We start from the raw sequence: 24,842 nt of genomic DNA, 5'->3' as shown, positions 1-24,842 counted from the left end.
CCAGCGGTACGACACCGACCGGAGCGGGGCCCTGTCCGCCGCCGAGGTCACCGCCGCCTTCGGCGACAGCACCGCACCCAAGAGCGTCCTGGGCAGGCAGCTGATGGCCGTCTACTTCAACCTCACCGCCCGGCGCATCAACGCCGGAACGGCCATCTCCGGCGCCGTGCAGCGCTACAGCAGGATCATCGGAGTGCTGGACGACGTCTACGCCAACAGGATCGAGCAGTACTGATTGCTGCCCCAAAAGCCTGGCCGTACGCTCCGGGGCCCCGGTCCACCGGCCAGGTCCAACTTGCAGCCGGCCGCGACCTGCGACGCCTCCGGCGTCTCGGACAGGATGACCTCCTGACGGGCGTCACACCCGCCGGACGGGTTCGGACTCTTGGTCCCGTGCTCGTACAGATCGCGCTTGTAACGCCCCACGCCGCGGACCATCACCCAGCACCGGTCGGGGCGACCGTTGCCGCCCGGCTCGATGCTGCCGCGTCGTCCGGGATGCGGGCGTCGGGGGACTTGGCGGGTGCCGGCACCCCTACGCAGGCCCGCGCGGCGGGCGTCTCGGACGGCGTCGTATGACATTTGTAAGCGCCATGCGGTGATACACGGTCCTACTGCACCGGCCATTTCCCTCCGTAGACTCCACAGCATGTCGAAATCACAGAAAGTCGGAAGCGAAGACTCCTGGGAAGGCGTCGTCACGGGTAAGTCCCGGGACATGCTCGACGGCTCCAACATGTACCACTACGCCGAGATCCGTCTTGACGACGGCGAATCCGTCAGGGTCAGGATCGGGCGGCGACTGTGGAAAGCGATCGCGATCGGCGACCGGATAGCCAAGCGCCCGGGCGTCGACCCGGTCAAGGAATAGCCTGTGCGTCTGCAATGGCCGGACGGCATCCGACGTCCACGCAACCGGCGGCGCCGCTGCAGCGGTGAAGATGGCGGTGAGGAGTGCTGCTGAAGAAGCAGCGGGTCGCGTAGAAGCTGGACTGGTCGTGGGCGGTGATCGACTCTTCCCATGTCAGGGCAGCTCGACGGGGCCCAAAAAACGGTCCCAGTCCGGTCGACCGCGCACGTCCGGGCAGCAAGCACCACCTCATCGTCGACGGCCGGGGCACCCCGCTCGCCGTCTCCCCGACCGGCGGCACCGCAACGACGACGCGGTGCGGGCCCGCTGGCAGCCGCGGGTGAGTAGCGGGACTGTCGACGGGCGTGCCGGGTGCGGGTCGGCTCAGCCGATGGCGTTCAACATCGCCACTTCGACGTGGCCGGCGGCGTTGCGGTGGCCAAGGGCGTTGGGGCCACGAAGGACAGCTGGTCAGGGTGGGTGACGAAGCCTTCGCCGGCCTGGTCACCGAGTTGCCGCCTTGAGCCGGGAAGGCGACGCCGGCCACGCGAAAGGCCTCCAGCCGTCCCGCGTACAGGCGGGGCGACCAGAGGCCTCAAGTCGGCGGCAAGGAAAGCGAAGGGACTAGTTTCAGGAGTAGTGGAGAAGGAAGCCCCTTCATGGCCTCGCCACGGCTACGTTAACAGTCAGGCGGGGATCAGGTCACGCAGGTTTTCGGGAGTGACGATGCGCGACTGCGGGTGCAGTCCGGCGGGGTGCTCCAGGCCGACGTAGGTGACGGGCCCCGCCGGAACCACCTTGCCGTCCCACAGGGTGACCGTCGTCGCGCTGCCGGTCATCAGCTCGGTGAGGTAGCGCACGGTGAGCTGCTCGCGCTCGACGATGCCGCGCAGCAGTGTCGCGACCGTCGCCCGGTTGCCCTCGACCCTGTTCGACGACGGAGTCCCCTTCAGGTAGAGGTGCAGCCACTTGGCCCGCCACCGGCCGTCGGAACCGCGCAGGAAGACCAGCGGCAGGGCGACCCGGCCCGGACCGCGCAGCTCCGACTTCATGCGTACCGTGCGCGGCTCGAACGGGCGTCCCTTCTGCTCGCCCTCGCGCAGCATGAACCCGAAGAAGGACTCGTCGACCTCCTCGAAGCCCTCTCCGGAGAAGATGTTGATCTGCGGAAGGACACAGGTGGCGCGCACAGCGCCCAGGCGCAGGTTGATGAACTCTGACGCTCCGTCGGGCGCGTCCGTGATGTCGCCGGAGTGCTCGCCCCCGACCCCGCGCAGGTTGGTGTACGACAGCCAGGAGGCGGTCGAGTAGTCGGCGTTCAGGAGCGCCGCAGACAGGTCGTAGTCGGTGGAGCGCTCGCTCTGCTTCCAGTACACGAAGAAGCGCAGCAGTTCCCCGTCGACGCGGGACACCGAGCCGCGCGGCAGCACACCCAGCCCGGACGCGGTGGCGTTGCCGCTGAGCGGCAACGCCACGTCCAGGACGTCCGGGTCGATCAGCAGATGGTCCGCGGCGGGCAGCCGACGGCGCAGCTCCGCGTCGAGCGCGGCGATCAGCCGCTTGCACTCGGGCGCGAAAACCGGCCGACGGGTGTCGTCGGTGACCCAGGCCCGGCCGAGGCGGTTGACGAACACGCGCTGCTTACCGGTCTCCTGTTCACGGTTGTGCAGGTGCTGGCGCACCGACAGCAAGACCCGGCCGGAGACGTCGGGCACGACCTGCTCCGCGGCGGCCACCACGACATCGCGCTCGTCCTGGGTGCAGGAGTCGCGCAGCAGGTGGTCCAAGGCTCGCAAGAGCCTGCCGGGCGCGGCCTTCAGCAGCTCGACCGCAGCGGTGGTGTCGCCGCGGGTGATCAGCTCCTCGACCCGGCTTTCCAGGGGGCGCGCCGTCTTCTCGCCGCGGGCGACGGCGAACACGTCGGCCGCGTGCGGCCACTGCGGGTACTCGTGCGGGTGCAGCCGCTCGCCGAGCCGCTTCCACCGCTCGCGGTGGGCGTGCACGTCGGCGAGCTTGGCCGGCGCCGCGGCGACGACCGCGTCAAGGCCCGCGAGCAGCGCCCGGCGCACCGATCGGGGCAGGGTGCGCAGCCGCGTCGGCTCCTGCAGGGTCACGTCGCCGCCCACGAGCGCGCAGGCCAGGCGGAGCACATCGGTGACCGTGTCCAGCAGCAGGCCCGCACCGGCCGTCAGCCGGGCCTGGTTGACCACGGCGCGGTTCTCGCGTACGGGGATCTCCACGGGCTGCGGTCCGTCGGCGCAGTGGCCGGCGAGGTCCTGCAGGTCGTACCGGCCGTCCTCGCCGAGAGGGGTGGCGCTGCCGGCCAACGCCAGGTAGAGGGAGGTGATTTCGTCGTCGAGGGCGCCGCCCAGGTGCAGGACCGTCATACGGTCTCCCGCCGCTGCGATCAGCTCGTCGTGGTGGGTCAGCATCTCGGCGTAGGTGTGGCGGTAGTCCCCGTACGACGGGAGGGTGAGCAGGTTCACCACACCGGTGCTCAGCTGCTCCAGCGTGCTCGCGCGCGTGGTGTCGTCGGCGAGCGCGTCGGCGATGCACCGCATCCAGAAGCCGACGGTGTCGGGAACGTTGGCGGGGAAGTCGACGAAGTACACGTTGTGCCGGACGTGGTCGCCGACCATCTCGCGGACCGTGCCCAACGTCCCTACGGCGGTCTCGACGACCGCGCCCTCGGAGAGCCCCGACAACTGCGCGAGCAGCTCGGCTGAGAGCTTGAAGCCAACGGACATCAGCGCGGCATCGAACTGCAGCGCCGCGACAGTTCCTTCCCCAACGGGTCCTGTGGGACACGGGATGCGATGGGTGTGCCGGATGACCAGGGATTCGAGTCGGTGGACCATCCCGGGATGATCTCAGGGCGGGGCGAGCGGTCGCACCCGGTTTTCCCGCTACGGGGGACGAAACGTGAGCCGGGCCGGGCACGGTCGTCGTCGGCGTTTCGGAGAGTCATCCGTCCACGGAATGCGGACACGGTAAGCGCGCGGCGGGGTGGGTCGCGATAGAACAAGCCTTGGCGTTTCCCTGTCAAGTTCCGCTGGTATGGACGAAGAAGGCCTGATGAAGAGCGACATCCACGGAAACGAGAAGGCCGCCATCGAGGCGGCCCGTCGTATCTCTACCCTGTTCCTGTCCAGCGGGCCGTGCCGACTGCGGCGGACGCCAGCCGGTGGAGGACACGACGGCGGAAATGGTCCGGCTCCTGCTCGCCGCCGTGGCGGCTCCCGTGGCGGTCGGGACCGCGGTGGAAGCCGCCACGCCGGTGCTGTTCGAGCCGCGGCCGGTCGTCCGGGCTTCGGCCTGACCTGGCTACGGCCGATCCTGCACGTGGATGACCCTAGCCGTAGAAGTGCGGCACGAAGCGCTGGTTGGGGGTGGCATGCGCGCACGGCAACAGGCTGAGCACCTTGGTTCTGGTGGCCGTGGTGTTCACGCACAACTCGGTGTTGTTCTGCTTGATCATCCAGGCCCCCGGCTCCTCACCCCAGTAGTAGATGGAGAAGACCTGGGAGCTTTGGCCCTCGCAGTCCCATTCGTTGAGGGCATCGCCGCTCTTCGCGAAGCGGCCGTTGTCGACGTCGATGCACTTGCCGGTCGACCTGTTGACGAAGTTGAAGTCATACTTGCCGCCGCCGGGAATGCTGCGCAGCTTCCACTGGGATTTCATGGGGTTCCAGGTGTCGGAGACCAGGTGCGTGCCGTTGGCGTTGCTCCCGCGTTCGAACGTGAGGTACTTGTCGTGGTCGCTGTCGCTGGTCAGCTCGACCACGGACCCGTTCGCCACCAACTGCGTGCGGAAGTAGACCGGGTAGTGGTCGGAGCCGCGGCCGCCCATACGTATCCCGCGGTAGTTCCCCAGCGCGCGCGACGAGATCATGTAGTCGAGTTCGCCGCTGCTCTGTTGGGTCGCAAGGCCGGTGTGGTACACCTGGGCGCCCAGACCCGCGGCGAGGTTGTGCATGCCCTGGTCCGGATCACGGTTGAAGTCGCCCATGACGGTCCACGCGCGGCCCGCCGCGGTCGCTTGGTTGCGGACCTGGCGTACCAGCTCCTCTGCTTCGTTGTGCGCTCCCGAAGCCAGCGCGTGCACGTTGTAGTAGATGTCGTCGTCCATGCGCAGACCCAGCGCGGGGCGGGCGCCGGCCCGGCCGGGCGGGGCGACGTAGACCTCGTGGGCCATGGTGTGGGTGACCATGGCGAGGTTGACCCGGGTGTCTCCCAGCGGACTCATCCAGTACACGTAGCGGCTGCCCCAGCGATACAGGTGGACGGTGTAGCCGCTGCGGTTGTAGGACTGCTGGAGCACCATGCCGTACAAACCCGGTTCCGACCCCGCCTCCTGGACGGCGACGATGTCGTTCTCGTTGCTGAGCTGCCGGACGTCCGACCAGCGGGCGCCTTGCGAGTTGTAGGTCGCGATGGTGTGGGCGTTGGGAGTGTCGGCTGCGGCCGGCGATGCCGGCAGGCCGATCAGCAAGCCGACGAGCGCGGTCATCGCCATCAGCGTGGCGAGCGTCCTGGTGCGTGGGTGAAGAACGTCGGAGCGTGGCAAGGTCGGCGCCTTTCTTAGGCGGGAGATGAGACGGGAGCTCTGTCCGGGGCCGCTGACGGTCCGCTATCGAGGCGGACCGCACCGTGTTAGTACTGCCGGGGCGGGCAGCGCTCGTCGCCCCACGCGGTCGTCACGGGGCAGTCCTTGCCGGGGTCGAGCCACCCGGGAAGTTCCGTGTCAGCACTGACGCGGTGCCCGGCGTCGGGGCCGTCCGAAGCGGCGGAGACGGCGGCGCCGCCCCATCCGATGCCCGCGGCCAATACGAGGGCCACCAGGGCCCGGACCGTGTTTCCCCGCATGTGCATCAACTCCTGCTGTGTCGCCCGGCAGCGGTCAGTCCGCCGGTGTCGTGCTCTGGTCGCCAGCCGCTCGTGCCGGCTGTGATCACCACTGTGCCGACCCGGCGCCGCCCGCGGCAGTCCCACGGGGCATCATCTGTGTGCCATGCACTTTTAGGAGGGGTTCCATGGGCAATGCGCCAGGTGACAGCGGGCCAACGGGCATACCCGAACTGGGGAGCGCCGCGGTCCTGCTCTACCGCTGGACCGTCGTCCACGAGAGCCTGACCCCCGCCGCCCTGTCCCGGGCCGCCGCCGAGACCGGAATCAGCGAGCACGAGAGCCACCAGGCGCTGGACTCCCTCCTCGACGCCTGCCTCCTGCAAGAAGCCCCCGCCACCACCGGGGATCCCGACGTGCGCTGGCAGCCAGTGAGCCCCCAGGCCGCGGCGAGCCAACTGCTCTCCGACCGCGACGCCGCCCTCCGCGCCCAAGAAGAAGCCCTGCGTACCCAGCGCCGACAGATCCAGGAGCAGCACGACGGGCTCGCGGCCCTCATGCCCGTCTACCTCCAGGCCCGCCAGCACGCCTTCCCGCAGGGCACCATCGACCACCTGCCCGACAAGTTCGCGGTCCGCACGCTGCTCACCGAGGTCATCGACTCCTGCCACAGCGAAGTCCTGGTCTCCAAACACGGCGGCTCCTTCCCCGTCGCCGCCCTGCGCGAAGCCCTCCCCCGCGACCTCGCCCTCCTCGAACGCGGCATCCGCATGCGCAGCCTCTACCAGCACGCCACCCGCTTCGACCAGCCCACCCGCACCCACGCCGAACACCTCGTCGCCGCAGGCGCCCAGATCCGCACCCTGCCCGAGGTACTGCCCCAGATGATCATCGTGGACCAGGTCCTCGCCCTGCTCCCGGCCCGCTCCGGCGGCGCCCTGATCATCCGCGAACCCGACCTCCTCGCCTACCTCCTGCACGTCTACGAACGCGACTGGGCCAACGCCACCCCCTACTCAACCGGACCCCACGCCACCCAAGCCGTCTCCCAGACCATGAAACAGACCATCCTCGTCATGCTCGCCAAAGGCCTCAAGGACGACACCATCGCCCGCCGCCTCGGCATCTCGCTGCGCACCTGCCGCCGGCACGTCTCCGAACTGCTCGACACCCTCGGCGCCCAGAGCCGCTTCGAAGCAGGAGTCATCGCCGAACGACAAGGACTCACCCGCCACCCGGCATCCCCGCCCCCGCCCGTACCCGCAACGGAAGCCGCCCCGCATACCGTCCGGCCCGACCCGGCCCCCTCGTGCCCGGCATGCGGCGGAGCCCTGCCCGCACGGACCTCAGGACGAGCCACCGGACGACCGGCCCGCTACTGCTCCCCCAAATGCCGCTCCCGCGCCTACCGCACACGAAAATCCCCGAGAGAAGCACTCCCGCACGCCGACGCCACCCCACCGTCACGAAACCCGCCACCCGCGTGACGAAACTCCCCCGGGCCGGACTGCTTCCGGTGCACGGCCGCGGCCAGGCGGTCACAGGACCGCCGGGCCGGGGACCTTCCCCGGTCTCGCCAGGACCAAGATCAAGGCACCACCCCACTCCGTGCCGTGAGCGGCCCACCGGCCGAGGGTGAACCCGGCGTCCTGGACCGGACCATCAGGCAGGGGTCTCCTCGGCGTTCCAGCAGGGCAGACGCCTCCTCCCAACACGCCGTCCGAAGGATGCGTCGTGGTCCCCGCCCCCACACCGAAGGGCTAACGGACGGCCCGGCACGACTCGGGGGATGGCCCGCGAAACACGTACCGGCCCCTCGACGGCGGTAGCACACCGTCAATCGTGGGACTCACCGGTTCGGCTGACCAGCTCGCGCTGCCGTCCGCGAAGGTCGGCTTTGCGACCGCAAGCACCTAGGACAAGAACATCGGCCCATGGGGCCCGCACCGACGAGGGCCCCATGGCTGGGTCCGTGTGGACAACGCCACCCAGCTACTGGCTACCGCCGACCCAACCGCCGCTACGAACGCCATCCCCGCAACGGTCGTCAGCAGCACCCCGCCGCGCAACGAACGAGCCGGCCACCGCGGTACCGGGCAGCAACCCCAGGCCATCGGGCTTCGGCTCCGTACACCACCCGGCCGCAGGGTGCCCGAGACGCCGTTCCAGGCCTGCGGTCCACCCGGCGAGCTCGTCGGCGTCGAAGGCGTTGTCAAGGGAGAGCATCTGCGCCGAGTGTGGCACGTGGCCCTGAGCGGCCCGCCCGCCACTTTCCAGTCGGCGACTCGGCAAGCACCTCGTCCGGGTCGGGTTCCTCGTATGCCTCGATGGCGCGCAGCGGCCGGGCGTACTCGTCGTCACCGAGCAGGGTGTGCCGGACCGGAACCTGCTTTCGGCGGATCGCCCAGTCGCACATCGTGACCTGCGGAGATGCCGCTCGTTACCGGCTGGCCTCAAGGGGGTTATCGTCGTTCGGTCACGGACGGCAATCGGTCGTCCGTTCAACCCAGGGGAACCGACATGACTGATCTGAACTCGCTGCGGGCAAGCCTTGCGTCGGGTGAGCACGAGTTCACCGACACCTTGGCCTTCGTCGCGGCGCATTACGAGTATCAGCCGCAGGCGTTCCGCAACGGGGAACTGGAGAATGCCGCAGGTGAGAACGAGGGTTCCTGCAAGACGCTGGGACTGGCCCTGCTGGAAGGACTGAGCGACCAGGAGGCGCTGCTGGCATTCGGTGAGCACTATCGCAGCGTGCTGGCCACGCCGGACGACACTGATCACGCCAACATTCGCAACCTCATGGCCCATGGCCTGGCAGGGGTGAGCTTCGCCGGACAACCGTTGGCCCGCAAGAACTGAACAACGAAATCCGGGCCAGCGCCAAAGGTCGCGTCCACCACCCCGTCCTGAAGGCCTCGCCTCGTGCCGCGACCGCCGGCTGCACTGCCTACGGCGGCGGCGCGGGTTCGGTTCGGCTGGGACTTGCCGACGCGGCCAGCGGCATCGGACGGACCACCGCGGCCCTCCTCGCCGGCTCGCCGCCCGGGGCACGCCGCCGACCTGGGCACGGCGGGGCTCACGGCGCCGCGGCTGCGCCGACCGGGCGATGCGTACGAGGCCGTGGTGACCGAGGACGTCACCCGGCCCGAGGACGCCGAGCGGGTGAGCCACGCTGTCGTCACGGCGGCCGACGGACTGGACGTGCTGGTAGCGGAAACCGGCGGGTCCGTCGTATGCGCCTCCTCGATCTCCGGCCTGTCCGGCCGGGCCCGCCAAGCCGCACCACGGCCCTCCACCCGCTCGGCCGGCTCGACGACCCGAAGGAGTCGCCCGCGCCATCGCCTCCCTCGCCTGCGACGCCGCGTTCTTCATCACCGGCCCCCGTCGACTGCGGCTACCCGGCCCATGGCCGGCCGCGTCCGCCGCGGTGCCGGCGGTCCACTTCCGCGAGGGCGGTGTTGGCGACGGCCACCACGGCGAAGATGATGGCGGGCTGGGTACGGCCGAGGCCGTAGAGGGCGGCCGCGGCGGAGCCGAAGAAGAGGGCCTTCACCACGAGTACGGTCGCGAGCGGAACGGTGAAGGTCGCCTTGGGAGCCGCGAACAGGCCCCAGACGGTGGCGGCGAGTGCGGGGGCGCCCACGCCCAGCAGGATCCGTATCGCGGTGTTCTGGCCGGTGGACCACCCCCACCAGGCCAGCAGCGCCAGCCCCGCCAACTCCAGGAGGAAGGCAAGGCCTTCGTTGACGACGTGGAGCGGGGTGGGAAGCATCAGCCGGAACGCCTTTCACGGGCCGACGGGGATCGGTCGATGCATTAGATCAGGGCGGATGTCGTGACGGACAGGCCAGATGACGGCCAGTTCATCCTGCGTGCCGCCCGGCCGCTGCGCGCCCTGGACAGCCGCGGCGGCTTCCGTACGGCGATCCGGGCTGTCGCGCGAACTGCACGTCCGGTCCGTGAATCCGGTGGTCGGCGCGGGCACTGTGCAGAGGGCCCAGGGTGATGGCCGTACTGATCACCACCAGGTCGAAAAGCATCAGCGCAGCCGCTCCCGAGGGCCAAGGCCGTCTGCCGCCTTCAGACGGGAGAACCGATGACCAGGGTCAGGCGGCGCAGTCACGGCGCCACATCCCGACTCTGCGGGCCGATGCCCGACAGTCGTAGGGGCGAGCGGGACAAGAGGCTCGTCACCGTGCCATGCGCGGAGGGCACGGCGTGAGCGCACTCACTGTCATGCACTCGTCGGGTCTGCTCGCAGAGTTCGGAGCCACGCAACCGCGGAAGTCGACGAGCCCGCCGCTGGGGGCACATCCGTTCGACCGCACCCTCCTGGATACAGGCCAGGGGCGCCGGAGTTGACGCGGAGTCGCCTCGGGAACACCCACGCGTGCGGCTGTGCACGTACGACGACATGGGGATGCCCAGCAACCTCCCGAGTATTGCGGGAAATAATAAGAGACACCGGCCAGGCATTTATCAGACTCGCGATCACCTGGGTGGACCACACTCCCCCCGGCGCCGCGAAGCGTTACTGGACTATGACAAACGCAAAGCACGTGGCAATGTTTGCGCAGAACGCTGAAGGCGGCGGTCGCGGCATGGTCAGCTGGGTGACGAGGGCGGGCGCATGGACGTATACAGCCTGGACCCCCCAGAAGAACGCGACTTTGTACTATGAGGGACAGAACGTGGAGCTCCTCGACTCGTCCTCCATTTTTGAGAAATTCCTGGAGACGATGCACCAGCTCCAGGAAGAATTCAGCCGACGGTCCTCCGCCCTGGACGCGTCCGGCAGCTTCATGGGCGAGTGCTCGCGGATGACCTCCTGTGTCTGAGCAGTACGACGGCAGCGGCCCGTACCACTGCCAGCCGGACGGCTCAGCGTTCTGGCCGCCGAGCGTCGGGCAACAAGCCGCCCACCAGCCGTTCCTCACGCCGGGCGAAGTCGAAGCCCCGTGGGACCCGGCGGAGGAGTTGGCGCAACTCCTCCAGGAGGCCGGCCAGCCGGGGCAGCCAGAGACGTTCCGCGAATTCGACGTCGACGCGGCCTGCGATCCGCGGGGCGGCGTGGCGAGCACCTACACCGGTCCGTCACCGGGAACCGGCGACAGGCCGCACCCGCCGACCCGCCACGGGCACCGCCGGAGTCCTGCCGAGACGTCGGTGGTGACCCTGCTGAAAACGGGTAGCTTCTTCACCGCCGTGCTGGTCGCCGTCATCGCCGCCCTGGTGAGCGTCTTCAGCGGTCTGGCCATCTGCGGGGCCCTGCGTCACAGTGCCGGCCCGCGCACCGCGGACGTCGTCAGCTGGTGGCCGCTGCTGATCTACGGACCCTGGCTGGTCGCCTCGCTGTCCATCCTCCGGGCCGCCCTACATCAGCGCCGCGCCGTCCACTCCTGGTCCATGGTGCTGCTGTTCTCCGCCCTCGCCACGTTCCTGTGCGTGGCCCAGGCACCCACCACGTTCGCAGCCGGCGCGGCGGCGACCCTCCCTCCCATCGCCGCACTCGCCTGCTTCCAGCAACTCGTCCGCCAGATCACCCTCACCCGGCCACCCCGCCAAGCCGTCTCACGAAACCGCCACCGCACGCCGTCGCTAAGGCAACCGGCGGCTGTGCGCGGCGCGGATCCCGCGCTCCTCGGAGTGTCAATCTTGGATCGAGGAGCCGACCGCACTGCCACTCCTTCCAGGATCCGCTACGGGTCCTGAGCCCGGTTCCTCCGGCCGTTCACGCACCCACGCAGTGATCACTTACACCGGTGGAACGAAGATCCAAACCCATAAGTCACGGCCGTCACACGGTCTCAGCCCTTCGGGTCTGCCCGACCTCCGCCCGCGCTCCGCAACCCCGGTGCCGCACCCATGAGGGATTCCGTAACCCTCAGCGCTCCGCCCCTCCCCCACCCGCACTTGACCCGATCTCCTGCAAGAGGAAAACAGCATGCCCGACGAGCTCACCCACTCCGAGCGACTGCGGTACGAGCGCAGCCAGGACGCCGCCTACCAGACCGGTGAGGAAGCCGTCGCCAACCTCAAAGCCGCCCTCGCACTCGCCGGCCTGACCCTCCCCTCACTCAGCAACGACGGACCGGTCGGCTGCCGCGGCTTCGTACGACTCGGCGGATGCAGCACGGCCCTCGCCAACCAGCTCGCCGAAGTCATCACCGCAGGCGCCCACGCCCTCCAAACCCAACCTTTGCGGAGCCGCGGCCCGAACGGAATCCCCCCGTCCCGGCTACCCGTGCGGGTTACCGGAGCGGGGGGATCTGCGGGCTCGGGTTCAGCCGGTGCTTGCGCGCCGGCGTCGACGGAGGATCACGGCTCCGCCCGCGAGGGCGACTGCCGCGCTTGAGCCGCTGGCAAGGAGCAGGGTGGATGACGAGACGTCGTCCGCCTTGCGCTGGGGGCTGTAGCCGCTGGAGTAGCCGTTGGTGTCGTACTCCGAGCCGGGCAGCTTGTCGGCGTAGCGGGCCTTGACCAGTTTCTGGTAATCGCTCAGCGAGACCGACGCCTGGCCGCCCAAGCCCTGTCGGGCCTCGTCGTTGAGCGGCTCGACGGTGGTGAGCCTGAGCTGGTACCAGCCGCGGATCTGCGGCTCGGTGAAGACCAGCGTTCCCAGGGAGGCCTTGCTGGCGTACGTGGCGTCGCTGTCGCCGTCGCGGATGGCCGCGAGATGCCAGCCGCCGCCCTGAGTGGGGGCGAGCATGACGGTTGCGTTGCGCCCGTTGACGGTGGTGCTCAGCGACGAGACCAGTTGCGTCAGCTTGATCGCCTCCGTGGGGAGCGGCTTGGCCGTGCCCGCGACGAACCCGGAGGTGATTTCGTTCCGTGCCACCGGATCCTTGATCGTGAAGACCGGGAGGCCCTGGCACGGCTCGGCCGCCTCGGGAATCGTCTGGACCGGGCCGCCGGCGCCGGTGGTGGGCACCGGAGTGCGCAGGAAGCGGCAGACGGCGTTGCGCACGTCGGTGGACTTCACCGCGTTGAGGGCGGCCTGGTAGTCGGGGATGTCTGCCGGGAGAGGGTCCTTGACCGGTGCCGCATGAGCCGGACCGACGACGGACAGCAGTGCTGATGCACTCAGTGCGATGACGATGGACAGCCGGGGGAAGCGAGAGTCCGCCCGCTTGCCGGACGTTTTGGTGTCGCGCATGTCGCCTGCCTTAGCGGGAGATACCGATGCGGGAGTGGGTCCACTTCGACGAGCTGTTGCTGACGTAGTCGTTGTAGTTCCACCACGTGTACGTGGTGGTGTCCGGCCAAGGGTCGGCCACGGCGATCGTGTTGTTCGACGTGTCGAAGCCGTAGACCACGTTCATGTGGCCGCCGCCGGACGACCACCCGATGCGGGCACCGATCGGCCGGGCCGCCTTGACGTCGGTGTACACCTGGTTGAACGTGGCAGCGCTGCTCAGACCCGAGCCGGTGTGGGTCATGCCGAGGCTGCTCCAGCCCTTGGCCATGTCGTCGAGCGTGGCGGGCTGGTTGTTGCAGCCGTAGTAGGGCTGGGCGCGGCTGCAGAAGTCCGTCTGTGTGGAGCCGAAGCCCTGGAACTTGGCGATGGTCAGCCCGGAGGCGACCCAGCACCACTGGGTCTTCTCCTGTTTCAGCATGCTGATGGTGTCCTGGCCCGCCTCCGCGTGAGCCGTGCCTCCAGCGGCCGAGAGCGATCCCAAGGCGGCCAGCACGATGGCTGACGCCGTGGTTCCGTACCTGAATTTGCCCATGTTCCTGCCTTCCCCCTGATGGGTGCAACGAGATGAGCGGGACATCGGGCATGAATATGACAGCGCAGCTTGTCGACGTCATAGGGAAAGGGCGTTGATGCAACTCCAACTGATTACTTGTCAGCTAATCGCGCTGTAAAGGCTGTTCCACTGGGGACGGGCGTGACCCGTGGTGCAACGGGCCGGCGGTGACCGACCCACCTCGAACCGGGCACGGCCCGCGATGCCGAAATCGAACGGTCGCCAGTTCCCGGGGGAGCTTGGCGGCGTGGCCGTCCTGCCCTTCGGCAGGAGGAGCAGGACGGTCGCATCGGTCATGTGTCGAGGGTTTCGGCCATCGCGTCGAGGTCGGCCAGGAGCGCCGTCAGCCAGGGCACGGCCGCGGCCGGTGCTGCTGGCCTGGGTGATGAAGCCGGCGTCCTTGAGGCCGCGCAGGACGACGTTGGCGGACTTCCGGGTGACGAAGGTGCCCCGTGCGAGGTCGGCGTTGGGCAGGCCGGGCCGTTCGTCGAGGAGTTCCAGGCAGGAGTACTGCGGGACGGTCAGATCGTGCTCGCGCACCCCGCCTGCACGCCGCCATGACGGCCAGGTACGCCCGCGAAGGCGAGGCGACCGGTGCGCAGGATCTGGTGCGCACCGCCGAACGGTGGAAGCCCTACCGCAGCTGGGTCGCACTCCTGCTGCGGGATCGCGCCGGCCCGCACGTCGCCGCGCACGGGCAAGACCTCCATCCACCCGCCGGACCCAGCATGTGGCGGCCGAGATGGCTGATCGGGATGTCTCTCGCCACGAGGAACTAGCGGGGCTCTCGGTGCTGGCGGTGCGGCGCTCGACGTCACGCGCCAGACGGCGGGGGCGCGTCAGGCTCGCGGGTGCTCCAGTCGAGGGCACCCGTTGGAACACGGGTGCCCGAGGGTGGTGCACCGGTCACCAGTAGGGTGACGGTGTGTCATGGCCGGGCCTGAAGGCCCGGTTCAAGTGGATCGCATCAAGAGAACAGGGTGCTCATGTCGAAGAGATTCAAGGCTGCCGTTGTAGCCGTCGCCACCATCGCAGGACTGGCCGTGGCCGTTGCACCGGCTCAGGCAGCCGACACCTGCACTGCGGGGGGCGGCGGCAAGTACATATGCGATTACGGCGTGAAGAACCATGCGCTTCCGAACGGCGAGAAAGAACAGTTCCTGGTCGGCCTCGACTATGCGGTGTGGACGCGGTGGACCATCAGCAAGCAGTGGACCGGGTGGGTGTCCTTGGGGAAGCCCGATCCTTCCGGTTCTGCTCGCGCCGCGAGCGACATCAACGTGAGGGAAGACCAGTCCCAGGGCAATTTCCGAACGGACATCTACCTCCGCAACAGCAACGGCGCCACCGTGAGCAGGACGCGCCTCGCCCTCGGGTCGGGCTGGCTGCCTTGGGACTTCCCCAACTGCTGCTGACCCTCTGGTCCGCTTCGGAGCGGTGCGGGTGGGTTTCGTAGCCGCGGGCCGAGTGGTGCTGGTGCACGCCTCGATGGTCCGACGCCACGGAAACAGCGGACATCCACGCGCCCAAGGGGACCGCTGAACAGCGGGACGTCGTAGCCCAGGCGGGCGCCGCGGTCGATGCCGGTGGTGCGGTAGCAGACGGACGCCGACTGCGGGTCCGCTTGGCGGCGGCGAGATCCGGTCGTGCCGGGGGCAGTAGAAGGCGTGCGGCAGCCGCTATGCCCCGGCCACAGTGCTGGCGCGTCGACCTCTGTGCCGCGGCGGCGGCAGCAACTCAGCTTGGGGCAGACCCCCCGGACTCGTGGCCGCGCTGCACACCGCCCGGCGACTCCGCCGCGGCGGGACGAAGCCCTCGGAAGGCGTTCGACCAGCCGTCTCCTGCTCCGGCCTCGTCGAGGCCCCAGCTGTATGGCCCGCAGGGGCGGCGTCTACAGCCAGCCCTGGCGGCGGGCCGCGCGGACGGCCTCCATGCGGTTGCGGGTGCCCGTCTTGCCGATGGCCGAGGACAGGTAGTTCCGTACCGTCGACTCCGACAGGTGGACCCGGGCCGCGATGTCGGCCACGGTCGCCCCGTCGACCGCGGCGTTCAGTACGTCGGCCTCGCGCGGGGTCAGCGGGTTGGGGCCGGCACTGAGCGCGGCGGCCGCGAGCGCGGGGTCGATCACGGTCTCCCCGGCGAGCACCCGGCGTACCGCGGCGGCCAGTTCCTCCACCGGCCCGTCCTTGACCAGGAAGCCGGCGGCCCCCGCCTCCATCGCCCGGCGCAGGTAGCCGGGGCGGCCGAAGGTGGTCAGGATCAGCACCCGGCAGCCGGGGCAGCGCGTGCGGAGCTCGGCGGCCGCGTCGAGGCCGCTGCGGCCCGGGAGTTCGATGTCGAGCAGGGCCACGTCCGGCTGTGCCTCGATCGCGGCGGGCACGATCTCGTCCCCGGCACCGACCTGCGCCACGACCTCGATGTCCTCCTCCAGCCCGAGCAGCAGGGCCAGCGCGCCGCGCATCATGCCCTGGTCCTCCGCGAGCAGGACCTTGATCATCGATTCTCCTCGTCCTCCGGGCCCGCCGGTGCGGCCCGGTCCTCCGGTTCGGCCGGCTCCACCGGGAGTTCGGCAGTGACCCGGAAACCGCGGCCGGGACCGGGAACCGGTCCGCCGACCAGGGTGCCGCCGACCGCCGCGAGCCGTTCGGTCAGGCCGGTCAGTCCGCTGCCCGGCGGGGTCGAGCCTACGCCGTTCCCGTCGTCGGTGATCACCAGGCGGACCCGTTCCGCGGAGCTCCTCACCTCGATCTCGCAGGCGGTGGCGGCACTGTGCCGGATGGCGTTGGTGGCGGCCTCGCGCACCACCCAGCCCAGCAGAGCCGCCGCCTGCGGGGGCAGCGGGGGCCCGGACTGCCGTACGACGGGCTCGATCCCCGCGGCGGTCAGCGCTGCGCGGGCCCGGTCGAGCTCGGTGGCGAGGCTGGCCTCGCGGTAGCCGGTGACGGCCTCGCGGATCTCGGTGAGCGCCTGGCGGCCGACCGACTCGATGTCGGCGACCTGGTCGAGCGCCGCGTCCATGTCCCGGGGGGCGATCCGGCGGGCCGCCTCCGACTTCACGACGATCACCGAGAGGGTGTGGCCGAGCAGGTCGTGCAGGTCGCGGGAGAAGCGCAGCCGTTCCTGGTCCACGGCGGCCCGGGCCAGCTCCTGCCGGGTCTCGCGCAGTTCCTTAACGGTCTCGGACAGGGCGAGGATCGCGGCAGTGACCATGCCGGACACGAGCGTCCCGTAGGCGATGCCGAGGGTGTCCCAGCCTTCGTCCCGGCCGGCGATCACCCCGGCAAGGGCGGTGACGGCGAACATCACCGGGCCGAGCATCCGGCCCCGGACCACCGCACCGGTGGCCAGGCCCCACAGCGGGAAGAACAGCAGCCAGTTGCCGCCGTAGGCGAAGGCGAGGGCGCAGGTGACCGCACCCAGGGCGGCCAGGCACCAGCGGGTGCTGACGGCCTCCCGCGCCCGCCGGTCGAAGGCGCGGAACACCAGGGTGATGTAGAGGGAGTTGAAGAGGAGCAGACCGAGGGCGCCGATCCAGGGGTTGGGGGTCTCCCCCTTGATGACGTTGGAGATGGCGCCCATGCCCAGCAGCAGCCACGGCAGCAGCGCGAAGGGGTTGTTCGGGCCGATCGGGCCGCAGCCGTGCTCGGGGGTTTCGCCACCTGCTCTGCGCCGCTTCTGCCGGGCCAGCCAGTCGGCCTTGCGGGCCGCCCAGTCGGCCTTCCAGTCCTCGCCGGTCCCGGTCCCCCGCTTGCCGTGCATCTTCGCTCCCGTTGCCCGCTTCACGCGCTATGCCGTCCTCGCCGAACGACGGTACGAGAGCACCGCGTAGGAGCCGAACAGCAGGGCCCACAACGCGAGTACGGCGACCGCACTCGGTGCGGGGGCGGCGCCGTCGGCGAGGGACTGGCCGATCTCGGCGAAGCGGCGCGTGGGGGTGAAGCTGGAGAGGGTGCGCAGCCAGTCCGGGAACAGCTCCTTCGGGAACCAGAGTCCGCCGACGATGGACAGCGCCAGGCTGCACCCGACGTTGACCACACCGGTGCTCTGGGCGGTGAGCCGATACCCGTTGCCGATGCCGAGAAGGGTGAAGGGGAGCGCGCCGAGCCACAGGACGAGGGCCACGGCGGCCCACTCCCAGCCCGCCAGGTGGACTCCGTTGACGAACGCGCCGGCCGCGAGCACCGCGAGGACGGCGGGCAGCACGATCACCGAACCGGTCAGGGCCCGGCCGAGCACCACCTGGCGCGGGGTCATCGGGGTGACCCGCAGCTGGCGGAGCCAGCCGATGCCCTTGTCCTCGGCGACGCCGTTCCCGGTCGACAGGGCCGCGCCGAGAGCCCCGTAGGCGGCCATGCCCACCATGGAGGCCGTCTTCCACTCGGCGGCGTCGGCGGCGGATCCGAGGTTGGTGAAGAGCAGGTACATCAGCACCGGCATGCCGATGCCGAAGACCACGAAGGAGGTGTCGCGCAAGGTCCGGCGGACCTCCAGGCTGACGTAGGCGGTGATCATCGGGCGCTCCCGGCGGCGGTGTGGGTGTGGTTCTCGGTGAGGGCGAGGAAGGCGTCGTCGAGCGAGGGCGCCGTGACCTCGATCCCGCGGACGGCGCCGAGCCCGGCGAGGGCGACGACCGTCGCGTCCGGGTCCTCCGTGCGCAGCCTCGCGCGGTCTCCGCGTACCTCTACGGAGACCACTCCGGGCAGGTCGGTGAGACCCTCGGTGGGGCGCCCGGCCAGGTCGACGGAGACCAGCGAGCCGCCGGCGGCGCGGCGCAGCTGCTCCCCCGTGCCGTCGGCGACGATCCGGCCGGCATCGACGACCACGATCCGGTCGGCGTGGGCGTCTGCCTCTTCCAGGTAGTGCGTGGAGAACAGGACGGTGTTGCCGCGCCGGGCGAAGGCGCGCATGGACTCCCAGAACGCCCGGCGGGCCTCCACGTCGAGGGCGGCGGTCGGCTCGTCGAGCACGACGAGCTCCGGGTTGCCGGCGAGGGCGACGGCGAACCGGACGCGCTGGGCCTGGCCTCCGGAGAGCCGGTCGATGCGGCGGCCGGCCAGGTCGGTGAGCCCGGCGAGTCGCAGCGCCTCGACGACGGGCATGGGCTCCGGGTAGGTCCGGGCCACGAAGGCGATGAGCTCACGGACGGTGATCCGCGGGACGGCGCGCCCCTCCTGGAGCATGGCGCCCACCCGGCCGGCCCGGACGGCCTGCGCGGGTTCCTGGCCGAAGAGCCGTACGCTGCCCGCGTCGGGCTCGTTGAGGCCGAGCAGCAGGCTGATGGTGGTGGACTTGCCGGCGCCGTTGCGGCCGAGCAGGGCGACCGTTTCGCCGCGCCGGATGTCGAGGTCGATGCCGCTGACGGCGCGGACGGGGCCGAAGGCCTTGGCGGCGTGCCGGAACCGGATGGCGGGCTCGGCGGACTCGTTGTTCGGTGGCTTCGCGGCCCGCGTCGTGGGGCTCGTCGGCGTCGTCTGCGTCATGATCACCACGCTAGGGGCCGGGGCGGGACTCCCGGCAGATCCGCCTGTACGGAGCCCGGCAGTACAAATGTCCCGGGCCGCTGCTCCCTCGTGGACCGGGGCGGCCAGGTCTCCCCTTTCGGATCGAGCCCGTGGGGCCCCTGGTCGTCTGGTGCCGCGCACCGCAAGGCGCAGGCCCGCCCGGGCCCCTGGAGTGCTCCGGAGCTCCGACGACGCCGCAGGCGAGGCGCCGGGCGGGTCGTGGACGATCACGGGATTCGTCTTTGCCGGGGGTTCTTGGCGGTATGCCGTCGTGGCGGGTGCACGGCGCACGGCCGGTACGTCCACCGGCTGGGCGACGCGCCCGTGGCCGGCGGCCCGTAGTCATCGACCTGACGGTATGCCGGCAAGTGTCTGAGCAGCCGGGGCCCGGCCGTGACGTTCGCCGCGCGGATCGAGGGCCTGGCCGGGACGCGTGCCCGGCGCCGCAGGGGCGCCCCGCAGGCGCTGCGGGGAGTCGACGCCCGGCATCTGTGGCGAACGTCGCGGATGCGGTGAGCTCATCAAGCGCATGGCTCACGGCCGGCCCGACCCCGCCTTCGACCTCTTGGTCGGTACCTCGCGGCAGCGCGTGGGGGTGCGAGCACGTCGGTCCTGCTCAGCGGTCAGGCGGGAACACCGGCCCGGTCCAGCACGGCGGCCATCTCGTCCTCGGGGAGCGCCGGGTTGGCACCCGCGCTGGAGGCCAGTTCAGGGACGTGAAGCGCCTCGCGGAGCCGGGGTAGCGGCAGGCGGGGGTCGCCGGCCGCCGCCTGGCGCGTCCAGACCTCGGGGTCGTGGCTGAGCCGTTCGATCAGCGCGGGCGTGGCGGCCGGGTCCCGGACGGCCAGCCGACGGTATTTCCCGTCCGGGTGGTCCGCGTAGCGCGCCGCGAGACCCTCCCGGGGGAAGCGGGGGTGCGTCTCCGCCATCCAGGCGGAGAACGTCCCCCCGAGCCGCACGTACACGCGCATCAGGACCTCCTCCGGGGCTTCGGGGTGGTGCACACTCAAGAGGTCCTCCACCAGAGGGTCCTCGGTGCGCGCCAGCAGGCGCACCAGGTCGGGCGGCAGGTGGGGGCTCTGGGCGGCGGTGCGCCGGAGCAGCGGGTGGGCGGAGGCCGCGGCCCGTCGCAGCACCTCGGGGTCGGCGAGCCCGTCCCGTACCCACTCCACGGTCCTCCTGTCGAAGGCACCCACCGTGAAGTCGATCGCCATGCGCCGCGTCTCGTCCAGTTCCGGCCTGAGGGAGACGGCGAGCCGTACGGCCTCGTCGGGGTCGACGGCGAGCCGCTCCACGAGGTCGGTGGGCAACGAAGGATTCTCGGCGAGGGCAGCCAGGTGCGCCCGCTCGGCGACGCACCGTTCGGCGTCGGCGCGCTCCAGGAGGCCGCGGCGCAGCGCCTCGGCCGCAGACTTCGGATCGCGGAGGAGTCCGGCGGTGACCCGGGCATCCCGTCGGCACTCCCACAGCGCGGCGGCCCGCCGCACCTCGGGGTCAGGGTCGGCCAGCAGAGCTGACCGCTCGCCCGGCGCCAGGATCTCCCATGCACGCACCGCGCCCCGGCGCGCCGCCGGATCATGGTGCGTAGCCAGCGAGGCCACGAACGACGGCACCAGGTAGGCCGAGTCCAGCAGAGCCGATCGTACGGAAGCATCCGGGTCATCGAGCAAGCGGGCACAGACGGCGTCCGGCAGTGGCGCGACCACCGTACGCGGCTCGCACCACTCGGGTCCGTACGCGAGAGCAGCCCGCACCTTGGGAGAAGGATCGTCCACGAGCCGGGCCCGCTGTGCAGGCTCGGCCCCGGTGCTCATCGCGAAGTCGATCCGGGCGCGCGGGTTCGGGTGGGCCAGGATCACTGCGACGGCCGGCTCGGGAAGTCCGGCGCGCTGGACGGCGTGACGGGGCGGACCATCACCGCCGCCGTCGAAGGCCAGCAAGCGCAGCAGCAGCGGTGTCGGCAGCGCCGGATTGCGGGCGATTCCGTCCAGCGCGGATGCGTGGAACGCCACCATGATTCCCCTCCCCTGCGTCTTCCTCGATGGGTCAGCGACCATGATCTCCCGGAGGTCAGCGAGGGAGGGTACCGGCCGGGCGCGTCACGCCATGGTGCGGTCGCCCGTTCACCTGGTTCGGTCGATGCTCCACTGCGGCAGCAGTTCGAAGAAGGTGACGGCCTCCTCCCGCCACCGCGAGCGCCATCCGGCGGTCACAGCGGATGCTTGCCGGGCGTAGTGGCGCATGTCTGCCTGCATCTTGCCCGGCACTCCGCGGCGCTCGCCGATCTCCCTGACAGTGGCGATGGTCTCCGGTGCACACGCCGGGTCCCCGAACGCGGTTTCCAGCAGGTGGCGCTCAGGACCGTCGGCGGCCGCCAGCAGCGCGTTGACGGTGTAGCTGCGCTTGCCGTCGCGCAGGTCGGTTCCGATCGGCTTGCCCATCACTGCCGCGTCCCCGAACAGGTCCAGGTAGTCGTCGCGCATCTGCCCGCAGACCCCCACCAGGCGGGCATACTCCCGCAGCTCCTCGTCGAAGCGGGCCGGGTCCTGGCCCGCGGCCAGGAGGCCGAGCTGCATGGGCGCGAGAATCGAGTAGCGGGCGGACTTGTAGTCGGCCACGCAGTGCAGGACGTCCGCGTCAGGGGCGGCCGCGAAGTCGCGTTCCAGGTCGACGATCTGGCCGACGAACGTGTCGGCTGCCGCCCGGGTCTGCACCTCGATCATGGCTTGCCGCACCGCCACGGGGATCTTCGCCTCATCCAGCAGCACCCGCAGCGACAGGGCGAGGGCGAAGTCGCCCGCGAGCACGGTCAGACCAAGGGCCGCCTGCGGATGGTCGGGGAACCGCTCGCGGTAGGCGTAGTAGGTGGAGGGGGCGCCGCGACGGGTGGGACTGTCGTCGATGAGGTCGTCGTGCACGAGACCGTGGGTCTGCAACAGCTCGATGCTCAGCGCGGCGGCCCGCAGTCCATCAACCGGCTCCTCGGTCACCAGACGTGCGGCCTCATGCAGCAACACGACCCGCATCCGTTTCCCGCCGCGCAGGGACAACTCCCTCAGCAACTGCACACACTCCGGAGTGAATCGACTGAAGGACGGTACATCGAGCTGAGCACCCACCCGGTCGAAGTACTCCTCGAAGAGCGTGTTGAACCGGTGCTCGTAACCGGCGGCACGCTCAAGGATCTGCTGGGTCATGACGCGGTCTTCCTGCTCGGGGACTGCCAGGGTCACATCTGTAGACGTGCGACATTCCTGGTTGGTGCCCGAGCCGATCGGCGCCGGTATTACTCCAGGCAGGCGAACTCGGCCGCCGGGCTCGCGGGAGAGGAGTAGCTGTTCGACAGGACGGTGACGTTGACGGTCGCGGGCTTGCCGTGGCGGCGATGAACGCCGATCCCGACGTCCGGGAACACCCGTCTCGTGCTCGTACGGAGTGCTTTCGGCAGCCTCGGCTTCGGCCGTGACTGCGGCAGCTCAGTCGAGGCGGGAGACCTGGTAGTGGCTGATGTACCAGCCGTCGGTCGCGCGCTTCAGCAGCGTGCTGAGCAGGACGCTGAGAGTGGGCCGGTCAGTGAACGAGAAGTCGACGGACAGGTAGCCCAGCACCGCGTCGTCGGCGATCCGCCTCGTTTCGAGAATCCGATAGGCGGCCGCCATTCCGAAGGGCTGGGAATCGTAGTACTCGGCGACGCCCTGCCGTCCAACGGCGTAGGGGTGCAGTCCCTGGAAGATCGCGTCCTCAGTGAAGAGGGAGGCGGCCCGCTCGGGTTCGTGTGCGTCTACGGCCGCTTTCCAGCGGTCGAGCACGTCCCGCAGGACCGCCTCGCTGTGTGCCGCGCTGTTCATCGAGGCTCCTTCTGATCGCCGAGGGCGCCCGCTTGCCGGCGGTGTCGCTCGGCCGGACAGGAGCTGGAGACCCGGGTCGCTCGGATGCGGGGACAGCTGAGTCACCGTGTCGTGCCGCCACACCCGCAGCGGCATCGAGGCGAGCAGCTGCTCCAGCTGCTGCGCATCCTCCGCCCGAAACAGCCCCCACGTGCGCCACTCGCCAGGTGCCAAGGGCGGCCGCCACAACCGCAGCAGGTGCCCCTGCGCGACCAATTCGCCTGCCCGAGCCGCCTCCCGGACCCGGATCTCCGCGACCGCCTCCTCGGACGTGCCCTCCGGAACGCTGGTCACCATGTCGACGAGGAACTCCATGGCTGCCACTCCTCACCACAGTCGCGCCGAAGCAGACGCCGGCCCGTTCACGCAACGATCGGCGACCACCACCGCGAAGCCCGGGAGGCGCAAGTCGTGTCACTCGATGGAGCGAAACGGCCCTCATCGTCCAGTGCGGACTTTACATGTCTAAAACTCGCACTGCTGGTGTCCGGGGCGATGAGCCTGTCGCAGGTCTCCAGGGCGACCGGCTTGGACCGCAAGACGGTCCACAAGTACCTGTCGGTCCCGGGGCCGGCGACGCCTCCGCGGCGGTCGCCGAGTGGCGGTCGCCGAGTGGCGGTCGCCGAGTGGCGGTCGCGGGCGAGGGTGATCGACGAGTTCGAGCCGCTGATCGATTCGGTGCTTCCGGCCGAGGTACTGACGAAGGCCACGGTTCCACGAGCGGCCGGCCCAGGAGTACGGTTTCACCGGCAACTACCAGCGGGGCGAGCTCGGGTTGCGGCCAACTGCGGCGGCGCCGGTCTGGGCCCGGTCAGCTGGAGCAGCCAGGAGGAGAACGAGCCGGAAGATCAGTGGGACGGCCTGCTGGTGTCTTGCTGTTCCGGAACCTCTTGTCATCCGCCCGGATCGGGCAGAGCCTGCGAGGACCACCACGTGGACGAGGCGAGCCAATCGTTCGGCCGTGAAGACTCATGCTGAGGCAGCACCCGAGACAGTGGTGAGGGCACAGGTTCAGCCACTGGCCGACGGCGTGCCTTGAGGGGCACTCAGCATGGCCTGCGGCAGGTAGGCGGACTGGACGCGCAAGTCCCAGCCGTGTGTTTGGACGGCCAGGGCGGCCAGAGCCACGGTCTTGTGCGGCAGGAGGCTGCGGGGCGCCGCGTCCGAGGGTGCACCCTCCCGGTGCTGGACAAGACGCTGCTCCAAGGCCTGTTCGAAGGCCAACTGGTCGTCCTCCAACAGCACCTGCAGGAGGCGCTGATCTGGCGTCAGCGCATCGAGGGTGTCCAGCTGCCGCTTTGCATCGGTGCGCTCGACCGCACTCGGCTTGCACAGCGTTACCGACGGCCAGTGCCGGGGCAGGTGCCCTTCGGCCTGGGTGAGGTAGCCGCACAAGGCGTCCATCTCCGCCAGCTCGCCCGGGTCCGACTTCGATTCCAGCCTCGAGTGCGGCACACCGCTACGGATGGCAGACGCATAGGCGCCGCGCAGCAGCAGCCCGATGACCAGGTCCTGTTCCCAGACCATGCCGCTGATCACAGACAAAGCGAACGCGTCCAGCCAGGTCCTCGCGGTTGCCGCCCGCTCCACCACAGCCTCGAAGTCTATGTCTTCGCTGCTGAGCTTCTCGTCAATGAGGGTGAAAGTGATCTCTTGGTCGCCGTTGGGGAAGCAGCCGAGACTCAGGAGTCCCAGGGCGCACTCGGCCGCGGTGCGCAGGATGAGGTGTGACGGGGCGGTGCCCGGCTCGGTGTCCGCAACCGTGCGGGCGGCCATGTGGTCCAGCAGTTCGTCGCGCATTCCCTGCAGCTCCCCATCGGAGTAGCAGTCGTATTGCATCGTGTGCCAGCGATGGCGGGTCCGCCGCCGGATGTTCTCCAGCGCCTGTTCGATCCGCGGCTCACTCACTTCGTGCCGGGCTACGTCCTTGATCGTCATGGGCGTCATCCTGGCAGCCGCCACTGACACCGCTGGTACCCGGCCCTGACCACGCCGGAGAGGCCTG

At 70.1% G+C, this 24,842-nt stretch carries 24 protein-coding genes and 3 pseudogenes; 9 read left to right on the top strand and 18 right to left on the bottom strand.

Annotated features, from left to right (window positions below):
* Positions 1 to 103 precede the first annotated feature (103 nt).
* The 3 genes and pseudogenes from ACZ4M3_RS33890 to ACZ4M3_RS33880 form a co-directional block, all read left to right on the top strand.
* Positions 104 to 235, top strand: a complete 132-nt coding sequence (locus ACZ4M3_RS33890; RefSeq protein ID WP_467739274.1) for a hypothetical protein — start codon at positions 104 to 106, stop codon at positions 233 to 235.
* Positions 236 to 649: 414 nt separating this feature from the next.
* On the top strand, positions 650 to 871 hold the full coding sequence (locus ACZ4M3_RS33885) for a DUF7489 domain-containing protein (RefSeq protein WP_467739272.1): 222 nt from the start codon (positions 650 to 652) through the stop codon (positions 869 to 871).
* A 140-nt stretch (positions 872 to 1,011) separates the two neighbouring features.
* A pseudogene (locus ACZ4M3_RS33880) lies at positions 1,012 to 1,149 on the top strand (IS5/IS1182 family transposase); the annotation flags it as partial.
* A 387-nt stretch (positions 1,150 to 1,536) separates the two neighbouring features.
* Here ACZ4M3_RS33880 and ACZ4M3_RS33875 read toward each other — a convergent pair.
* Positions 1,537 to 3,708: a TerD family protein gene (locus tag ACZ4M3_RS33875; protein ID WP_467739270.1), complete on the bottom strand. Its 2,172-nt coding sequence runs from the start codon at positions 3,706 to 3,708 to the stop codon at positions 1,537 to 1,539.
* Positions 3,709 to 4,034: 326 nt separating this feature from the next.
* Between ACZ4M3_RS33875 and ACZ4M3_RS33870 the strand changes: the two genes are divergently transcribed.
* A complete protein-coding gene (locus tag ACZ4M3_RS33870) occupies positions 4,035 to 4,169 on the top strand; it encodes a hypothetical protein (protein WP_467739268.1) in 135 nt (44 codons plus the stop codon).
* Positions 4,170 to 4,202: 33 nt separating this feature from the next.
* Here ACZ4M3_RS33870 and ACZ4M3_RS33865 read toward each other — a convergent pair whose 3' ends face one another.
* A complete protein-coding gene (locus tag ACZ4M3_RS33865; protein ID WP_467739266.1) occupies positions 4,203 to 5,360 on the bottom strand; it encodes an RICIN domain-containing protein in 1,158 nt (385 codons plus the stop codon).
* A 143-nt stretch (positions 5,361 to 5,503) separates the two neighbouring features.
* A complete protein-coding gene (locus ACZ4M3_RS33860) occupies positions 5,504 to 5,716 on the bottom strand; it encodes a hypothetical protein (RefSeq protein WP_467739264.1) in 213 nt (70 codons plus the stop codon).
* A gap of 167 nt (positions 5,717 to 5,883) precedes the next feature.
* Here ACZ4M3_RS33860 and ACZ4M3_RS33855 point away from each other — a divergent pair, with 167 nt between their 5' ends.
* The gene (locus ACZ4M3_RS33855; protein ID WP_467739262.1) at positions 5,884 to 7,182 is read left to right on the top strand and encodes a helix-turn-helix transcriptional regulator; all 1,299 of its coding nucleotides are present in this window, start codon (positions 5,884 to 5,886) and stop codon (positions 7,180 to 7,182) included.
* Positions 7,183 to 7,763: 581 nt separating this feature from the next.
* Here the strand turns inward: ACZ4M3_RS33855 and ACZ4M3_RS33850 are convergent.
* Positions 7,764 to 8,060 (bottom strand): annotated as a pseudogene (locus ACZ4M3_RS33850) (NAD-dependent DNA ligase LigA); the annotation flags it as partial.
* 155 nt (positions 8,061 to 8,215) lie between these two features.
* Between ACZ4M3_RS33850 and ACZ4M3_RS33845 the strand changes: the two are divergent.
* Positions 8,216 to 8,557: a HopJ type III effector protein gene (locus ACZ4M3_RS33845; protein ID WP_467739260.1), complete on the top strand. Its 342-nt coding sequence runs from the start codon at positions 8,216 to 8,218 to the stop codon at positions 8,555 to 8,557.
* Positions 8,558 to 9,092: 535 nt separating this feature from the next.
* Here the strand turns inward: ACZ4M3_RS33845 and ACZ4M3_RS33840 are convergent.
* Positions 9,093 to 9,470 carry a YrdB family protein gene (locus ACZ4M3_RS33840; protein WP_467739258.1) on the bottom strand — a complete coding sequence of 126 codons (378 nt, stop codon included), beginning with the start codon at positions 9,468 to 9,470 and terminating at the stop codon, positions 9,093 to 9,095.
* Positions 9,471 to 10,389: 919 nt separating this feature from the next.
* Between ACZ4M3_RS33840 and ACZ4M3_RS33835 the strand changes: the two genes are divergently transcribed.
* Positions 10,390 to 10,536 carry a hypothetical protein gene (locus tag ACZ4M3_RS33835; RefSeq protein ID WP_467739256.1) on the top strand — a complete coding sequence of 49 codons (147 nt, stop codon included), beginning with the start codon at positions 10,390 to 10,392 and terminating at the stop codon, positions 10,534 to 10,536.
* Positions 10,529 to 11,410: a hypothetical protein gene (locus ACZ4M3_RS33830; protein WP_467739255.1), complete on the top strand. Its 882-nt coding sequence runs from the start codon at positions 10,529 to 10,531 to the stop codon at positions 11,408 to 11,410. Before ACZ4M3_RS33835 ends, ACZ4M3_RS33830 begins: the two co-directional genes overlap by 8 nt.
* 571 nt (positions 11,411 to 11,981) lie before the next feature.
* Here the strand turns inward: ACZ4M3_RS33830 and ACZ4M3_RS33825 are convergent.
* The 3 genes from ACZ4M3_RS33825 to ACZ4M3_RS33815 all read right to left on the bottom strand — a co-directional run bounded on the left by ACZ4M3_RS33825 (position 11,982) and on the right by ACZ4M3_RS33815 (position 13,989).
* On the bottom strand, positions 11,982 to 12,854 hold the full coding sequence (locus ACZ4M3_RS33825; protein ID WP_467739253.1) for a hypothetical protein: 873 nt from the start codon (positions 12,852 to 12,854) through the stop codon (positions 11,982 to 11,984).
* A 10-nt stretch (positions 12,855 to 12,864) separates the two neighbouring features.
* Positions 12,865 to 13,428 carry a papain-like cysteine protease family protein gene (locus ACZ4M3_RS33820; RefSeq protein ID WP_467739251.1) on the bottom strand — a complete coding sequence of 188 codons (564 nt, stop codon included), beginning with the start codon at positions 13,426 to 13,428 and terminating at the stop codon, positions 12,865 to 12,867.
* Between the two features lie 120 nt (positions 13,429 to 13,548).
* Positions 13,549 to 13,989, bottom strand: coding sequence for a MarR family winged helix-turn-helix transcriptional regulator (locus ACZ4M3_RS33815; protein WP_467739249.1), 441 nt, complete (start codon positions 13,987 to 13,989; stop codon positions 13,549 to 13,551).
* Between the two features lie 446 nt (positions 13,990 to 14,435).
* Here ACZ4M3_RS33815 and ACZ4M3_RS33810 point away from each other — a divergent pair, with 446 nt between their 5' ends.
* Positions 14,436 to 14,864, top strand: a complete 429-nt coding sequence (locus ACZ4M3_RS33810) for a hypothetical protein (protein WP_467739247.1) — start codon at positions 14,436 to 14,438, stop codon at positions 14,862 to 14,864.
* A gap of 476 nt (positions 14,865 to 15,340) precedes the next feature.
* On the opposite strand, the gene ACZ4M3_RS33805 is transcribed toward ACZ4M3_RS33810, so the two are convergent.
* From ACZ4M3_RS33805 to ACZ4M3_RS33760, 10 genes and pseudogenes are all read right to left on the bottom strand, one after another.
* Positions 15,341 to 15,946 (bottom strand): response regulator, encoded by a 606-nt coding sequence (locus tag ACZ4M3_RS33805; protein WP_467739245.1) that lies wholly within the window; start codon positions 15,944 to 15,946, stop codon positions 15,341 to 15,343.
* Positions 15,943 to 17,208, bottom strand: a complete 1,266-nt coding sequence (locus tag ACZ4M3_RS33800) for a sensor histidine kinase (RefSeq protein WP_467739312.1) — start codon at positions 17,206 to 17,208, stop codon at positions 15,943 to 15,945. Before ACZ4M3_RS33800 ends, ACZ4M3_RS33805 begins: the two co-directional genes overlap by 4 nt.
* A gap of 27 nt (positions 17,209 to 17,235) precedes the next feature.
* Positions 17,236 to 17,961, bottom strand: coding sequence for an ABC transporter permease (locus tag ACZ4M3_RS33795; RefSeq protein WP_467739243.1), 726 nt, complete (start codon positions 17,959 to 17,961; stop codon positions 17,236 to 17,238).
* Positions 17,958 to 18,929, bottom strand: coding sequence for an ABC transporter ATP-binding protein (locus ACZ4M3_RS33790; protein WP_467739241.1), 972 nt, complete (start codon positions 18,927 to 18,929; stop codon positions 17,958 to 17,960). Before ACZ4M3_RS33790 ends, ACZ4M3_RS33795 begins: the two co-directional genes overlap by 4 nt.
* Positions 18,930 to 19,573: 644 nt before the next feature.
* The gene (locus tag ACZ4M3_RS33785) at positions 19,574 to 20,965 is read right to left on the bottom strand and encodes a Mucin-2 (RefSeq protein WP_467739239.1); all 1,392 of its coding nucleotides are present in this window, start codon (positions 20,963 to 20,965) and stop codon (positions 19,574 to 19,576) included.
* Positions 20,966 to 21,073: 108 nt separating this feature from the next.
* Positions 21,074 to 22,147, bottom strand: a complete 1,074-nt coding sequence (locus tag ACZ4M3_RS33780) for a polyprenyl synthetase family protein (RefSeq protein ID WP_467739237.1) — start codon at positions 22,145 to 22,147, stop codon at positions 21,074 to 21,076.
* Positions 22,148 to 22,236: 89 nt separating this feature from the next.
* A complete protein-coding gene (locus ACZ4M3_RS33775) occupies positions 22,237 to 22,365 on the bottom strand; it encodes a hypothetical protein (protein ID WP_467739235.1) in 129 nt (42 codons plus the stop codon).
* 61 nt (positions 22,366 to 22,426) lie between these two features.
* Positions 22,427 to 22,798: a YybH family protein gene (locus ACZ4M3_RS33770; RefSeq protein WP_467739310.1), complete on the bottom strand. Its 372-nt coding sequence runs from the start codon at positions 22,796 to 22,798 to the stop codon at positions 22,427 to 22,429.
* 87 nt (positions 22,799 to 22,885) lie between these two features.
* A pseudogene (locus tag ACZ4M3_RS33765) lies at positions 22,886 to 23,152 on the bottom strand (muconolactone Delta-isomerase family protein); the annotation flags it as partial.
* A gap of 696 nt (positions 23,153 to 23,848) precedes the next feature.
* Positions 23,849 to 24,775: an immunity 49 family protein gene (locus ACZ4M3_RS33760; RefSeq protein ID WP_467739233.1), complete on the bottom strand. Its 927-nt coding sequence runs from the start codon at positions 24,773 to 24,775 to the stop codon at positions 23,849 to 23,851.
* Between the last annotated feature and the right edge of the window lie 67 nt (positions 24,776 to 24,842).

This window comes from Streptomyces sp. NPDC026522, assembly GCF_055567555.1.
Note: the sequence above shows the minus strand (reverse complement) of the source record. Positions and strands in the feature narration are given on the sequence as shown.

What these genes read in the sequence shown, in the direction of transcription:
- ACZ4M3_RS33890 (WP_467739274.1), top strand. Translation starts at nt 104, where the DNA reads ATGGCCGTCTACTTCAACCTCACCGCCCGGCGCATCAACGCCGGAACG.
- ACZ4M3_RS33885 (WP_467739272.1), top strand. Translation starts at nt 650, where the DNA reads ATGTCGAAATCACAGAAAGTCGGAAGCGAAGACTCCTGGGAAGGCGTC.
- ACZ4M3_RS33875 (WP_467739270.1), bottom strand. Translation starts at nt 3,708, where the DNA reads ATGGTCCACCGACTCGAATCCCTGGTCATCCGGCACACCCATCGCATC.
- ACZ4M3_RS33865 (WP_467739266.1), bottom strand. Translation starts at nt 5,360, where the DNA reads ATGACCGCGCTCGTCGGCTTGCTGATCGGCCTGCCGGCATCGCCGGCC.
- ACZ4M3_RS33860 (WP_467739264.1), bottom strand. Translation starts at nt 5,716, where the DNA reads ATGCGGGGAAACACGGTCCGGGCCCTGGTGGCCCTCGTATTGGCCGCG.
- ACZ4M3_RS33855 (WP_467739262.1), top strand. Translation starts at nt 5,884, where the DNA reads ATGGGCAATGCGCCAGGTGACAGCGGGCCAACGGGCATACCCGAACTG.
- ACZ4M3_RS33845 (WP_467739260.1), top strand. Translation starts at nt 8,216, where the DNA reads ATGACTGATCTGAACTCGCTGCGGGCAAGCCTTGCGTCGGGTGAGCAC.
- ACZ4M3_RS33840 (WP_467739258.1), bottom strand. Translation starts at nt 9,470, where the DNA reads ATGCTTCCCACCCCGCTCCACGTCGTCAACGAAGGCCTTGCCTTCCTC.
- ACZ4M3_RS33825 (WP_467739253.1), bottom strand. Translation starts at nt 12,854, where the DNA reads ATGCGCGACACCAAAACGTCCGGCAAGCGGGCGGACTCTCGCTTCCCC.
- ACZ4M3_RS33820 (WP_467739251.1), bottom strand. Translation starts at nt 13,428, where the DNA reads ATGGGCAAATTCAGGTACGGAACCACGGCGTCAGCCATCGTGCTGGCC.
- ACZ4M3_RS33810 (WP_467739247.1), top strand. Translation starts at nt 14,436, where the DNA reads ATGTCGAAGAGATTCAAGGCTGCCGTTGTAGCCGTCGCCACCATCGCA.
- ACZ4M3_RS33805 (WP_467739245.1), bottom strand. Translation starts at nt 15,946, where the DNA reads ATGATCAAGGTCCTGCTCGCGGAGGACCAGGGCATGATGCGCGGCGCG.
- ACZ4M3_RS33800 (WP_467739312.1), bottom strand. Translation starts at nt 17,208, where the DNA reads ATGCACGGCAAGCGGGGGACCGGGACCGGCGAGGACTGGAAGGCCGAC.
- ACZ4M3_RS33795 (WP_467739243.1), bottom strand. Translation starts at nt 17,961, where the DNA reads ATGATCACCGCCTACGTCAGCCTGGAGGTCCGCCGGACCTTGCGCGAC.
- ACZ4M3_RS33790 (WP_467739241.1), bottom strand. Translation starts at nt 18,929, where the DNA reads ATGACGCAGACGACGCCGACGAGCCCCACGACGCGGGCCGCGAAGCCA.
- ACZ4M3_RS33785 (WP_467739239.1), bottom strand. Translation starts at nt 20,965, where the DNA reads ATGGTGGCGTTCCACGCATCCGCGCTGGACGGAATCGCCCGCAATCCG.
- ACZ4M3_RS33780 (WP_467739237.1), bottom strand. Translation starts at nt 22,147, where the DNA reads ATGACCCAGCAGATCCTTGAGCGTGCCGCCGGTTACGAGCACCGGTTC.
- ACZ4M3_RS33770 (WP_467739310.1), bottom strand. Translation starts at nt 22,798, where the DNA reads ATGAACAGCGCGGCACACAGCGAGGCGGTCCTGCGGGACGTGCTCGAC.
- ACZ4M3_RS33760 (WP_467739233.1), bottom strand. Translation starts at nt 24,775, where the DNA reads ATGACGATCAAGGACGTAGCCCGGCACGAAGTGAGTGAGCCGCGGATC.